This window comes from Streptomyces odonnellii, from assembly GCF_000981895.1.
Taxonomy (GTDB): Bacteria; Actinomycetota; Actinomycetes; order Streptomycetales; family Streptomycetaceae; genus Streptomyces; species Streptomyces odonnellii.
In genome coordinates, this window is sequence record NZ_LATD01000367.1 from 1 (window position 1) to 13,920 (window position 13,920).

The following is a 13,920-nucleotide window of genomic DNA, read 5'->3' on the forward strand; positions in this document are numbered from 1 at the left end:
CTACGTGTCCGATGTGGACGTCATCTTCGTGGCGGACGTCGCGGAGGCTCCCGCCGTCGGCGACACCGCTTCCGGCGGCGACGCCGCGTCCGCCGACGTCCCTGCGTCCGCCGACGTCCCTGCGTCCGCCGACGTCCCTGCGTCCGCCGACGTCCCCGCGTCCGCCGGCTCCATCGCTCCCGACGCCACCGCCGCCCCCCGCCCCGACGAGGGCCAGGCCGTCCGCGCCGCCACCCGCCTCGCCTCCCATCTCATGCGCATCTGCTCCGAGTCCACCGTCGAGGGCACCATCTGGCCCGTGGACGCCAACCTCCGCCCCGAGGGCCGCAACGGCCCGCTCGTACGCACTCTGAGCAGCCATCTCGCCTACTACCAGCGCTGGGCCAAGACCTGGGAGTTCCAGGCCCTGCTCAAGGCCCGGGTGGTGGCCGGGGATCCGCTCCTCGGCGCCGAGTACATCGACGCCGTGTCACCGCTCGTCTGGCAGGCCGCCGAGCGCGAGCACTTCGTCCCCGACGTACAGAAGATGCGCCGCAGGGTCGTCGACAACCTGCCCGCCGGACAGGCCGAACGTGAGCTGAAGCTCGGCCCCGGCGGGCTGCGGGACGTCGAATTCGCCGTCCAGCTCCTCCAGTTGGTGCACGGCCGCAGCGATGCCTCACTGCGCAGCAGCTCCACGCTCGAAGCCCTGGGCGCGCTGGCGGCGGGCGGCTATGTGGGCCGTACGGACGCCCGGCAGCTCGACGAGGCGTACCGCTTCCTGCGCGCCATGGAGCACCGGCTCCAGCTCTACCGGCTGCGGCGCACGCATCTCGTACCCGAGGACGAGGCCGATCTGCGCCGCCTCGGCCGCTCGCTCGGACTGCGCGGCGATCCGGTCGCCGAACTGAACAAGGCCTGGAAACGCCATGCCGCGGCCGTACGGAGGCTGCACGAGAAGCTCTTCTACCGGCCGTTGCTCGACGCGGTCGCGCAGCTCACCCCCGGCGAGACCCGGCTCAGCCCGAAGGCCGCGCGCCAGCGGCTGGAAGCGCTCGGTTACGGCGATCCGGCGGTGGCGCTGCGGCATCTGGAGGCGCTGTCGTCCGGGGTGAGCCGCAAGGCGGCGATCCAGCGCACGCTGCTGCCGGTGCTGCTGGGCTGGTTCGCGGACTCGGCCGACCCCGACGCCGGGCTGCTCGGCTTCCGCAAGGTGTCGGACGCGCTCGGCAAGACCCCCTGGTATCTGCGGCTGCTGCGCGACGAAGGGGCCGCGGCGGAGAATCTGGCGCGCGTCCTGTCGGCCGGGCGGCTCGCGCCCGACCTGCTGCTGCGCGCGCCCGAGGCGGTCGCGATCCTCGGCGACCAGGGCGGGCTCGCACCGCGCGACCGCGGCCATCTCGAACAGGAGGTCCTCGCGGCGGTCGGCCGCGCGGACACCGCAGAGGGCGCCGTCGCCGCGGCGCGCGGGGTGCGTCGGCGGGAGCTGTTCCGTACGGCCGCGGCCGATCTCATCGGCTCGTACGGTACGGAGGACAGCCCCGCCGAGAAGGACCCCGGCGCGCTGGTCGACCGGGTCGGCGCCGCGGTCACCGACCTGAACGCGGCGACGCTCGCGGGCGCCCTGCGCGCCGCCGTGCGCGCCGAGTGGGGCGACACCCTGCCGACCAGGTTCGCCGTCATCGGCATGGGCAGATTCGGCGGGCACGAGCTGAGTTACGGTTCCGACGCCGATGTGCTCTTCGTCCACGAGCCGCGCGAGGGCGACGACGAGCACGAAGCGGCCCGGGCCGCGAACGCGGTGGTCGGCGAGATGCGCCGGCTGCTCCAGATCCCCACCGCCGACCCGCCGCTGCCGATCGACGCGGATCTGCGCCCGGAGGGCAAGAGCGGCCCGATGGTACGGTCGCTCGCCTCCTACGCCGCGTACTACCGGCGCTGGTCGCTGGTCTGGGAGAGCCAGGCGCTGCTGCGGGCGGAGCCGATGGCGGGCGACGCGGAGCTGGGGGCGCGCTTCATCGAGCTGATCGACACCCTGAGATATCCGGCGGAGGGGCTCGGCGACGACGCGGTACGGGAGATCCGCCGCCTCAAAGCGCGCATGGAGCGGGAACGGCTGCCCCGGGCCGCCGATCCGACACTCCACACCAAGCTGGGCCGGGGCGGGCTCTCGGATGTGGAGTGGACGGTCCAGTTGCTCCAGATGCGGTACGGCTGGGCCGAACCGGGGCTGCGGACGACCCGTACCCGCGAGGCGCTCGCGGCGGCGCAGGCGGCGGGGCTGCTCTCGGCGCGGGACGCGCAGATCCTGGACGACGCCTGGGTGCTGGCCTCGCGGGTACGGAACGGCGTGATGCTGGTCAGGGGCAGGCCCGGGGACACCTTCCCGTCCGACGGCCGCGAACTGGCCGCGTTGGGGCGCTACCTGGGGTACGGGCCCGGTCACGTGGGGGACATGCTCGACGACTACCGCCGTACGACCCGCCGGGCACGCTCGGTGGTGGAGGAGCTGTTCTACGGCGCGGTATGAGCGCCCGGCGAGGCACCGACAGCCGACGTCTCGCGCGTCTCGCGCACGCCGTCCCGCGCCTCGCTCACACCGCCGTTCCGTACCCACAGCCGCCTGCGCGGCGGAGCCTCGCCGGTGGCGCGCGGCAGGCCGGCCGGGAGGGACCCGTACCAGACGTACGAGACGACGAAACCGAACATCAGGCAGACCGTGCCGCCCACCGCGTCCAGCCAGAAGTGGTTCGCCGTGGCCACGATCACCACCAGTGTCGCCGTCGGGTAGAGCAGCCCGAGGAGCTTGGTCCAGGGTGCCTTGGCCAGCGCGAAGATGATCAGACCGCACCACAGCGACCAGCCGATGTGCATCGACGGCATGGCCGCGTACTGGTTCGACATGCTCTTCAGATCGCCCGAGGCCATCGAGCCCCAGGTCTCGTGATGCGCGACCGTGTCGACGAAACGGCTGCCGGTCATCAGCCGGGGCGGTGCCAGCGGATACAGGTAGTAGCCGAGGAGGGCCACGCCGGTGGTCGCGAAGAGCACCAGCCTGGCTGCCGCGTACCGGCCGGGATGACGGCGGAAGAGCCAGATCAGCACACCGATGGTGACGATGAAGTGGAGGGTCGCGTAGTAGTAGTTCATCCCCACGATGAGCCACGTCACAGAATTCACCGAGTGGTTGATTGACCGCTCGACGGCGATGCCGAGAAGCTGTTCCGTGTGCCAGATCCAGTCCGCGTTCTCCAGAGCCTTCGTGCGCTGCTCCGGTACCGCGTTCCGGATCAGTGAGTACGTCCAGTAACTCACCGCGATCAGGAGGATTTCGAACCAGATCCGTGGACGGCGGGGTGACCGCGCCCGCGCCAGCCAGGAGCGCTCGTGCGCCGGGGCCGGAACCGGTTCGCGGATCGCTTCGGTCGGCGCTCCGGTCGCGTCGGCCTCCTCGTCAGTGATGGGTGACGGGGTGGCACTTCGGCCTTCCTTTGTCTTCACTGTCGGTTCACCCATAGCGAGAGAGTCTGCCAGATTCGCGTCCCTCGACCGATCATCCCCCGGTCGGGTTCCTCTCGCATGCGCTACTACCGCAGGACGACACCGCTCCGCCCGAGCAGCTCAGGTTCGGCCGCGCGACCCTGAGATTGCTGAGGGTCCGGCCCCTGGCCGGGAAGCGGTTGAACCGCGGACCACCAATTCGGGCTCGAAGACGAACTCGCTGTGCGGCGCGGGCGTACCGCCGATCTCCTCCAGGAGCGTACGGACGGCCGCCTGCCCCATCGAGGGCACCGGCTTGCGGACCGTGGTGAGTGGCGGATCGGTGAAGGCTATGAGCGGCGAATCGTCGAAACCGACCACCGACAGATCCGTCGGCACATCCAGACCGAGCCGCCGCGCGGCCCTGATCGCGCCCAGCGCCATCATGTCGCTGGCGCACACCACCGCCGTACAGCCGCGGTCGATCAGCGCGGAGGCCGCGGCCTGCCCGCCCTCCAGGGTGAACAGCGACTGCTGGATCAGTTCGTCCGCCTCCTCGGGAGACAGCCCCAGCAGTTCCTTGACGGTGGCGCGGAACCCCTCGATCTTGCGCAGTACGGGGACGAACCGCCGCGGGCCCACGGCCAGGCCGATCCGCTGGTGGCCGAGCGAGACGAGATGGGTCACCGCGAGCCGTACCGCCGCCCGGTCGTCGGGGGAGATGAACGGCGCCTGGACCTTCGGCGAGAATCCGTCGACGAGGACGAACGGCACGCCCTGGGCGCGCAGTCTCTCGTACCGCCGCATGTCGGCGGAGGTGTCGGCGTGCAGCCCGGAGACGAAGATGATGCCGGAGACGTCCCGCTCGACCAGCATCTCCGTCAGCTCGTCCTCGGTGGATCCGCCGGGGGTCTGGGTCGCCAGCACCGGGGTGTAGCCCTGCCGGGTCAGCGCCTGCCCGATGACCTGCGCCAGGGCCGGGAAGATGGGGTTCTCCAGCTCCGGGGTGATCAGGCCGACCAGCCCCGCGCTGCGGCGGCGCAGCCGTACCGGACGTTCGTAGCCGAGGACGTCGAGCGCGGCGAGTACGGATTCGCGGGTGGCCGCGGCTACCCCGGGCTTGCCGTTCAGTACGCGGCTGACCGTCGCTTCGCTGACCCCCGCCTGAGTTGCGATATCGGCAAGCCGTGCGGTCATGTCAGTGGACTGTACCGGGCGTCTGTCGGATTGCCCACCGCGCTCGGTGACCGGCCACCGGGGCCCGTTCTTGCAAGACCTTGCGAAACCTTCCTGCGGCCCGTGCGAGCACCCAACGGCCGTCGCCCGTCGGCGAATTCCCTCCCTGCCAGGGTTCCTGGCACCGCGTCAAGGGGTACGACACCAATCGGCGAGACTCGCCATGATGGTGTCCGGTGCGGCTTGCGGAAATATTCCGCAAGGTCTTTCGGCCTTCTTTCATCGCTGTTACCTTCACGTCCGACCCGGCGCCGCGACGGAGCGGTACGGCAGTTGAAGGAGTTCGGATGCGACGTGGCATAACGGCCACCGCCCTGGCCGCGACCCTGGCCCTCGGGGCGACCGCCTGCGGCGATGACGGTGAGCCGGCGAGCGGGAAGAGCGCGGGCGGCGAGCTGTCGGGGACGGTCACCTGGTGGGACACCTCCACGGTCGGCAGCGAGGACAAGGTCTTCAAGAAGCTCGCCGAGGACTTCGAGACGAAGCATCCGAAGGTCGACGTCAAATATGTGAACGTGCCGTTCGGAGAGGCCCAGAACAAGTTCAAGAACGCGGCCCAGTCCGGCTCCGGCGCGCCCGATGTGATCCGCTCCGAGGTCGCCTGGACCCCGGAGTTCGCCGATCTCGGCTATCTCGCGCCGCTGGACGGCACTCCGGCGCTGAAGAACGGTGCGGACTTCCTGGCGCAGGCCGCGGCCTCGACCGAGTACAACGGCAAGACCTATGCCGTACCGCAGGTCATCGACTCCATGGGCGTCTTCTACAACAAGAAGATCTTCAAGGCGGCGGGGGTCGAAGTGCCCACGACCGTGGCCGAGTTGAAGGACGTGTCGAAGACCATCACGCAGAAGACCGGTAAGACCGGGCTGTATCTGCGCGGCGACGACGCCTACTGGTTCCTGTCGTTCCTGTACGGCGAGGGCGGCAATCTGGTCGACGCCGAGTCGAAGACCGTCACGGTCGACAACGCCGCCGGCGTCAAGGCCATGACCGTCGTCAAGGACCTCGTCGACTCCGGCGCGGCCAAGACCGACGCCACCGACGGCTGGGAGAACATGCAGTCGGCCTTCAAGGACGGCAAGGTCGCCATGATGATCAACGGCCCCTGGGCCGTCACCGACACCTATGGCGGCGCCGAGTTCAAGGACGACAAGGCCAACCTGGGCATCGCTCCCGTACCGGCCGGATCCGTCGCGCAGGGCTCCCCGCAGGGCGGCCACAACCTCGCGGTCTACGCGGGCTCCCCGAACCTCGACGCCGCGTACGCCTTCACCGAGTACATGACCTCCGTCGAGAGCCAGGCCGAGGTCGCCAGGGAACTGAGCCTGCTGCCCACCCGCACCTCCGCCTACGCGCTGCCCGGGGTCGCCGACAACGAGATCGTCGGATTCTTCAAGCCGGTCGTCGACAAGGCCGTCGAGCGCCCCTGGATCCCGGAGACCGGCAGCCTGTTCGCGCCGCTGGTGACCGAGTACACCAAGGTCCTCACCGGCCAGACCACACCGGAGAAGGGCGTCGGAGCCACCGGCGACGCCTACCGCGAGCTGCTCAAGGGCTGGAAGTAGCCGTGGCCGGGCCCGGTGCGGTGCGCGGCGGGGCGATGGGGTCCGGTGCGGCGGGGCCGGGCGGACCGCCGGTGTCCGTACGGCTCCGCCGGGGCCTCGCGACCCACTGGTACGCCTGGGCCATGGTCGCCCCGGTGGTGGCCGTGATCGGCGTGATCATCGGCTATCCGCTGGTGCGCGGCGTCTATCTGTCGCTCACCGACGCCAATGAACGCAATGTCGCGCGCAGCATCGGCGTCAACCACCTGCCCGCCACCTACGAGTTCGTCGGACTCGACAACTACGCCGACGCGCTGACGGGGGACCAGTTCCTCGCCACCCTCGGCTGGACCCTGGTGTGGACGGTCTCCTGCGTCACCGTCACCTTCGGTCTCGGCCTGGCCCTGGCGAACATCCTCAACCGCCGGATCGCCGGCCGCTCCGTCTACCGGATGCTGCTGATCCTGCCCTGGGCCGTCCCCGGCTTCGTCTCCGTCTTCGCCTGGCGCTTCCTCTACAACGAGGACCGCGGCTTCCTCAACAGACTGCTGGCCGGCGGCGGGATCGACGCGGTGCCCTGGCTCAACGACCCGGGCTGGGCCAAGTTCTCGGTCATCGCCGTGAACGTCTGGCTCGGCGTGCCCTTCATGATGGTCGCGCTGCTCGGCGGACTCCAGTCCATCCCCGGGGAGATGTACGAGGCCGCCGAGATGGACGGCGCGGGCCCCTGGCAGCGCTTCCGGCACATCACCATGCCGGGGCTGCGCTCGGTCAGTACGACCGTGATCCTGCTCTCCACCATCTGGACGTTCAACATGTTCCCGGTGATCTTCCTGCTGACCCGCGGCGGACCCGGCGAGGCGACCCAGATCCTGGTCACCCAGGCGTACAAGTTCTCCTTCGAGATCAGCCCGCGCGACTTCGCGCAGTCCTCCACCTGGGGAGTGCTGATCCTTGTCCTCCTGATGGCCTTCGCCGCCGTCTACCGGCGAGTCCTCCGTACCCAGGGAGATACCTGGTGACCATCACCGCGACCGCGCCCGGAACCACCGCGCCCGATGCCGTCCCGGCCGCCGATCCGGCGCGCAGGGGCCGCCGTTCACCGCTGGCCTCCGTCGCCCTGCACACCACCCTGACCGTGGCGTCCGTGATCGCGGTCTTCCCGGTGCTCTGGGTCCTGCTGACCTCGCTCAAGCCCGCGAGCTACGCGACGACCACGGACTTCTTCAAAGAGACCACCTTCGAGAACTACACGAACCTGCTGCGGGACACCCCGTTCCTCACCTGGTTCGGCAACTCCCTGCTCATCGCCGGACTCACCACCCTGCTCGGCGTGTTCACGGCCGCGACCACCGGCTACGCAGTCAGCCGCTTCCGCTTCCCCGGCAAGCGCGGGCTGATGTGGACGCTGCTGATCACCCAGATGTTCCCGGTCGCCGTCCTCATCGTGCCCATCTACAACATCATGGCCGGGCTCGGGCTGCTCAACCGGTCGGCCGGCCTGGTGATCACGTACCTCACCATCGCCGTGCCGTTCTGCGCCTGGATGATGAAGGGCTTCTTCGACACCATCCCGCGCGAGATCGACGAGTCGGGCCAGGTCGACGGACTGACCCCGTTCGGCACGTTCTTCCGGCTGGTCCTGCCGCTCGCCAGGCCCGGGCTCGCGGTCACCGCGTTCTACTCCTTCATCACCGCGTGGGGCGAGGTGGCCTACGCCTCCGCCTTCATGGTCGGCGACGAGAACCTCACGCTCGCCGGCGGCCTCCAGAAGTTCGTCAACCAGTACGGCGCGCAGTGGGGCCCGATGACCGCCGCGTCCGTGCTCATCGCCGTTCCCGCCGCGATCGTCTTCCTGTTCGCGCAGCGCCATCTCGTCACCGGTATGTCCGCCGGTGCCGTCAAGGGCTGACCTCCCTTGGCCGTACCGCTCCTGTCCGTACCTTTTCCGCCCGTACCGCTCGTGTCCGTACCGCCGTGTTCGTACGACACGACAACGCCAATGACGACTACGCCGCTCCCGTTCCCCCAGACACCCAGGGATGACATGACCCAGCACCTCGCTGCCCCTCTGACCGGCACGTCCGACGACGCCCCGGGCCACCGCCACGGCTGGTGGCAGGACGCGGTGATCTACCAGGTCTACCCACGCAGTTTCGCCGACGGCAACGGCGACGGAATGGGCGATCTCGACGGGGTACGCCGTCGGCTGCCGTATCTCAGGGAGCTGGGCGTCGACGCCGTCTGGCTCAGCCCCTTCTACGCCTCCCCGCAGGCCGACGCGGGCTATGACGTCGCCGACTACCGTGCCATCGACCCGATGTTCGGCACCCTGCTCGACGCGGACGCGCTGATCCGCGACGCCCACGAACTCCAGCTCAGGGTCATCGTCGACCTCGTGCCCAACCACTCCTCGGCCGAGCACGACTGGTTCAGGCGGGCGCTGCGGGAAGGGCCCGGCTCCGCGCTGCGGCAGCGCTACCACTTCCGCCCCGGCAAGGGCCCGGCCGGCGAACTCCCGCCCAACGACTGGGAGTCCATCTTCGGCGGCCCCGCCTGGACCAGGACCGTCAACCCGGACGGCACGCCCGGCGACTGGTATCTGCATCTCTTCGCCCCCGAACAGCCCGACTTCAACTGGGACCATCCGGCCGTCGCCGACGAGTTCCGCTCGATCCTGCGCTTCTGGCTGGACATGGGCGTCGACGGCTTCCGGGTCGATGTCGCCCACGGACTGGTGAAGGCCGAGGGGCTGCCCGACATCGGCGGCTCGGGACAGCTCAGGCTCCTCGGCAACGACGTCATGCCGTTCTTCGACCAGGACGGGGTGCACGAGATCTACCGGCAGTGGCGCACGATCCTCGACGAGTACCCGGGGGACCGGATCGCCGTCGCCGAGGCATGGACGCCGACGGTCGAGCGCACCGCGAACTACGTACGCCCCGACGAGCTGCACCAGGCCTTCAACTTCCAGTATCTGAGCACCTCGTGGGACGGGCCCGCGCTGCGCGAGGTCATCGATGTCTCGCTGGCGGCGATGCGGCCGGTGGGCGCGCCCGCCACCTGGGTGCTCTCCAACCACGATGTGACCCGGCACGCGACCCGGTTCGCCGGGCCGCCCGGCGGCGGTACGCAGACCCGCGAGCCCGGCGACCGGACGCTCGGGCTGCGACGGGCCCGCGCGGCGACGCTGCTGATGCTGGCGCTGCCCGGCTCCGCGTATGTCTACCAGGGCGAGGAGCTGGGGCTGCCCGATGTCACCGACCTGCCCGACGAGGCGCGGCAGGACCCCTCGTACTTCCGTGCGGACGGGCAGGACGGCTTCCGTGACGGGTGCCGGGTGCCCATCCCCTGGACGCGGGAGGGGAGTTCGTACGGTTTCGGGTCCGGCGGGAGCTGGCTGCCGCAGCCGGACGGCTGGGGCGCGCTGAGCGTCGAGGCGCAGACCGGCGACCCGGACTCCACGCTGGAGATGTACCGGTCGGCGCTGGCCGTACGGAAGGAGCACCCGGGGCTGGGCGGCGGCGCGGCGGTGGAGTGGCAGGAGGCGCCCGAGGGCGTGCTGGCCTTCACCCGCCCCGGTTTCCTGTGCACGGTCAACACGACGGACGCGGCGGTACGGATCGCGGTGCCGGGCACGCTGCTGCTGGCGAGCGGGCCGGTGGCGGCGGACGGCCCCGAGACCGAACTGCCCGCGAACACGACGGCGTGGTGGACGGTGTAGGGCTTCTTCCACCGCCGGGTGCCGGCGGTACGGACCCGTACCGCCGGCACCGGGCCGGAGAAGCGGACCGTACCGTCGGCACCCGGCCGGAGAAGCGGACCGTACCGCCGGCACCGGGCTGGAGAAGCAGACCGCGCCACCGCCGCCGCGCCGCCGCGCAAGGCCGCACGTACGCACCATGTGTCACTGTCACCCGCACCTCCCCCACCAGTGCAGGAGGAACCATGGTCCGCAGATTCCCGGCCGCCGCTGCCGCGCTCGCCCTCGTGGCCGGCGCGGCAGCCGCCCTCGCGGTCCCCGCCGGGACCGCCCAGGCCGCGCCGCCCGGCTCCAAGGACGTCACGGCCGTCCTCTTCGAGTGGAAGTTCGCCTCCGTGGCCAGGGCGTGCACGGACACCCTCGGCCCGGCCGGCTACGGCTATGTCCAGGTCTCGCCGCCCCAGGAGCACATCCAGGGCGGCCAGTGGTGGACCTCGTACCAGCCCGTCAGCTACAAGATCGCCGGGCGGCTCGGCGACCGCGCCGCCTTCTCGGCCATGGTGAACACCTGCCACGCGGCGGGCGTCAAGGTCGTCGCCGACACCGTCATCAACCACATGGCGGCCGGCGACGGCACCGGCACGGGCGGCTCCTCGTACACCAAGTACACCTACCCCGGCATCTATTCGGGCTTCGACATGGACGACTGCCGCTCCCAGATCAGCAATTACGGCGACCGCGGCAATGTCCAGAACTGCGAACTCGTCGGCCTCGCCGACCTGGACACCGGCGAGGAGTACGTCCGCGGGCGGATAGCCGCGTACATGAACGATCTGCTCTCGCTCGGTGTCGACGGCTTCCGGATCGACGCGGCCAAGCACATGCCCGCCGCCGATCTCGCCAACATCAAGAGCAGGCTGAGCAATCCGGGCGCCTACTGGAAGCAGGAGGTCATCTACGGCGCGGGCGAGGCCGTCTCGCCGAACGAGTATCTCGGCAACGGCGATGTGCAGGAGTTCCGTTACGCGCGTGACCTCAAGCGGGTCTTCAACAACGAGAACCTCGCGTACCTCAGGAACTACGGCGAGGGCTGGGGCTATATGCAGTCGGGCCGGTCGGCGGTCTTCGTGGACAACCACGACACCGAGCGCGGCGGCGACACCCTCAGCTACAAGGACGGCGCCAACTACACGCTCGCGAACGTCTTCATGCTGGCCTGGCCGTACGGTGCGCCGGATGTGCACTCCGGGTACGAGTTCAGCGACCGGGACGCGGGTCCGCCCAACGGGGGCACGGTCAACGCCTGTTACAGCGACGGATGGAAGTGCCAGCACGCCTGGCGCGAGATCTCGTCCATGGTCGGCTTCCGCAACACCACGCGCGGGCAGGCGGTCACCAACTGGTGGGACAACGGCGGGGACCAGATCGCGTTCGGGCGGGGCTCGGCGGGTTATGTGGCGATCAACCACGAGGGCTCCTCGCTGACCCGTACGTTCCAGACCTCGCTGCCCGGGGGCGCCTACTGCGATGTGAAGAACCGCAGGACGGTCACGGTGAACGGGTCGGGGCAGTTCACGGCCACGCTCGGCGCGAACACGGCGGTGGCGCTGCACGCGGGGGCGCGTAGCTGCTGAGGGTGCGGCGGGCGGCGGACCGACCGGAACCGGGGGCGGACCGACTGGAACGGGGGAGCGGACCGAGGCGGACCCGGGACAGGGGGAAAGCCGAGGCGTGCGGCGGGTGTGAACCGGTCCGTGCGGGACATCGGTCAGGTATGACGTCCACCGACGTGAAAGACGCGACACCGAGGGCGCCCCGGCGGTCCCGGTGGACCAGGATCCCCCTCGCCCTGGCCGCCGTGGCCGCGCTCCTCTTCCTCGGCAGCCGGCTCGACCTCCTGCCCGGAATCGGCGATCTCTTCGGCGAGGAGACCCATGACCGGACAGGACCGACCCTGCTCGAATCGATTCAGGATCTCGACCGGTACGAAGCGGCTTCCGGCAATTTCCAGGTCGTCGTCGATCTGGAGAAGGACGCCAAATATCTGCCGGACGCGCTCCGCGGCACCCGGACCCTCTATGTGGGCGCGGGGACCGTGGGCGCGTATGTCGACTTCGGGTCCCTGGGCGCCGAGAGCGTACGTACGAACGAGGAGCGCACCTCCGCGACCATCCGGCTGCCGCACGCGCGGCTCGGCAAGCCCGCGCTGGACCCGGAGCGTTCGTACGCCGTGTCCAAACAGCGCGGGCTGCTCGACCGGCTCGGGGATCTCTTCTCCGACAACCCGGCCGACGAGCGGGCGGTGAACCGGCTGGCGGCGCAGCACATCGCGGACGCGGCGAAGGAGAGCGAACTCACGGGGCGCGCCGAGGAGAACACCACCGGGATGCTCCAGGGGCTGCTCCGCTCCCTGGGCTTCACGGAGGTCACGGTGGTCTACGCCTGAGATCGTGAGATCCGGACCTGGATCCCGGGCTTGAGGTGTGTGCGCGTAATCCAGACTTGAGATCGTGAGACGCAGACCTGAGATCTACGCCCGGCCGCTGAGCTCGGCGAGCCGGCCGACGAGATCGCCGAAAGGCCCGTCGGCCGGCTCGTCGGCGACGATACGGAGCAGGATCGCCGCCATCTCGTCGTCGTACGCGGCGCTCACCGCGGCCAGCGCGGCGAAGTCGTGCACGAGCTGCAACTCCAGCTCGGCGCGGGGGACGCGTCGCCCGTCCAGCCAGATCAGCGCGGTCGTCTCGGCCAGCGACACCCAGGACCGTACGACCAGCTCCAGCCGCGCCGGCGGACGGCCGACGCCGAGATGGGCCACGATCTGCTCGTACGCGGCCTGCCGTACCTCGTCGACCATCGCGGTCGTGGTGGACGAACCCACGGCGGGGCCGCCGCGCATCAGGGCGGAGAAGCCGGGGCCGTGCTCCTCGACGAAGTCGAAGAACCGCCCCATGACCCGGAGCAGCCGCGCCCCGAGCGGGCCTTCGCGCGGCTCCACGAACCGGTCGGCCAGATCGTCGGCGGCGCGGCGGAGGGCGGCCTCGTACAGGCTCTGCTTGCCGGGGAAGTAGTGGTAGACGAGGGGGCGGGAGATACCGGCGGCAGCCGCGATCTCGTCGATCGACACGTCTTCGGGCGACCGGTGGCTGAACAGCTCCAGCGCCACGCCGATGAGCTGCTGCTTCCGCTCCTCGACGCCCATCCTGCGGCGCACTACGGTCGTCATATGAACAGCCTAACCGGCGGATCTGTGGGGATGTCCGTTACGCTCCCGGTCCATGAGCGCATCTGACCAGGACGAGGCCGTGGACACCCCGACACCGGACCAGGCCCCGGACCCCGAGCGCGAGGGCCTGACCCCCCGTCAGGCCCGCCTCACCGGTATCGCCCTGGCCTCGACGCTGCTCGCGGGACTGGCGATCCTGCTCCTGATCCGCCTGGCGCAGCGGCAGTCGGTGCTGGTGGTGGGGGTGTACGGGCTGGCGATGATCCTGTGCGGCATAGTCATAGAACTGAACCGGCACGGCCGGACGCGGCTGGGAGGCTGGCTCCTGGCGGTGGGCCTCACATCGGCGCTCGGAGCGGACTGGCTACTACTGCCCTGACCGGGCCGGTGTCCTCAATCGCCGGACGGGCTTGTTTTCCCGGCGTGCGGCCGAGACCACTCGGGACGGGCCCTGCCGGATGGTCACCAGGCGCCCAGGGCGGCAGTTTCGTCCTCAATCGCCGGACGGGCTGGATTTGGTCGGCATCTCCAGCCTGTCCGGCGTTTGAGGACGGAACGGGTAACGCCGCATCCGGGTGCGCGGCCGGTGCCGTCCGGCAGAGTTGAGCCCGTCCGGCGATTGAGGACGGACCGGCCGCCGGGCGGACCCGGCGCTACCGCAATCCCCGCACCCGCTCGCCCTCCTCGTTCCGGCCCGACAGATTCGCCCGCGCGCCCTCCTCCGCCCGAACCGCCAGCACCCGCCCCCGCGC

Annotated in this window: 10 protein-coding genes and 1 pseudogene; 8 read left to right on the forward strand and 3 right to left on the reverse strand. The window is 70.3% G+C overall.

The window, feature by feature from the left end; genetic code table 11:
* On the forward strand, nt 1–2,509 hold a 2,509-nt coding region (locus WH07_RS29850), incomplete at its 5' end, for a bifunctional [glutamine synthetase] adenylyltransferase/[glutamine synthetase]-adenylyl-L-tyrosine phosphorylase (RefSeq protein ID WP_046506748.1).
* On the opposite strand, the gene WH07_RS29855 is transcribed toward WH07_RS29850, so the two are convergent.
* A complete protein-coding gene (locus tag WH07_RS29855; protein WP_079023670.1) occupies nt 2,494–3,495 on the reverse strand; it encodes a phosphatase PAP2 family protein in 1,002 nt (333 codons plus the stop codon). The genes WH07_RS29850 and WH07_RS29855 overlap by 16 nt on opposite strands.
* Nucleotides 3,496–3,600: 105 nt before the next feature.
* On the reverse strand, nt 3,601–4,656 hold the full coding sequence (locus tag WH07_RS29860) for a LacI family DNA-binding transcriptional regulator (protein ID WP_046506752.1): 1,056 nt from the start codon (nt 4,654–4,656) through the stop codon (nt 3,601–3,603).
* Between the two features lie 326 nt (nt 4,657–4,982).
* Here WH07_RS29860 and WH07_RS29865 point away from each other — a divergent pair, with 326 nt between their 5' ends.
* From WH07_RS29865 to WH07_RS29890, 6 genes and pseudogenes are all read left to right on the forward strand, one after another.
* Nucleotides 4,983–6,260, forward strand: coding sequence for an extracellular solute-binding protein (locus WH07_RS29865; protein WP_046506754.1), 1,278 nt, complete (start codon nt 4,983–4,985; stop codon nt 6,258–6,260).
* A gap of 35 nt (nt 6,261–6,295) precedes the next feature.
* Complete coding sequence (locus tag WH07_RS29870) at nt 6,296–7,261, forward strand: carbohydrate ABC transporter permease (protein ID WP_046506770.1); 966 nt, start codon at nt 6,296–6,298, stop codon at nt 7,259–7,261.
* A 2-nt stretch (nt 7,262–7,263) separates the two neighbouring features.
* Entirely contained in the window at nt 7,264–8,151 is an 888-nt protein-coding gene (locus WH07_RS29875) for a sugar ABC transporter permease (protein WP_046506773.1), read from the forward strand.
* 135 nt (nt 8,152–8,286) lie between these two features.
* Nucleotides 8,287–9,963 (forward strand): glycoside hydrolase family 13 protein, encoded by a 1,677-nt coding sequence (locus WH07_RS29880; protein WP_046506757.1) that lies wholly within the window; start codon nt 8,287–8,289, stop codon nt 9,961–9,963.
* Between the two features lie 224 nt (nt 9,964–10,187).
* Nucleotides 10,188–11,658 (forward strand): annotated as a pseudogene (locus WH07_RS29885) (alpha-amylase); the annotation flags it as partial.
* Nucleotides 11,659–11,716: 58 nt separating this feature from the next.
* Nucleotides 11,717–12,388, forward strand: a complete 672-nt coding sequence (locus WH07_RS29890; RefSeq protein WP_046506760.1) for a DUF4230 domain-containing protein — start codon at nt 11,717–11,719, stop codon at nt 12,386–12,388.
* Between the two features lie 84 nt (nt 12,389–12,472).
* Here WH07_RS29890 and WH07_RS29895 read toward each other — a convergent pair whose 3' ends face one another.
* Nucleotides 12,473–13,168, reverse strand: a complete 696-nt coding sequence (locus tag WH07_RS29895; protein WP_046506763.1) for a TetR/AcrR family transcriptional regulator — start codon at nt 13,166–13,168, stop codon at nt 12,473–12,475.
* 52 nt (nt 13,169–13,220) lie between these two features.
* Between WH07_RS29895 and WH07_RS29900 the strand changes: the two genes are divergently transcribed.
* The gene (locus tag WH07_RS29900; RefSeq protein ID WP_052744598.1) at nt 13,221–13,547 is read left to right on the forward strand and encodes a hypothetical protein; all 327 of its coding nucleotides are present in this window, start codon (nt 13,221–13,223) and stop codon (nt 13,545–13,547) included.
* Nucleotides 13,548–13,920: the final 373 nt, after the last annotated feature.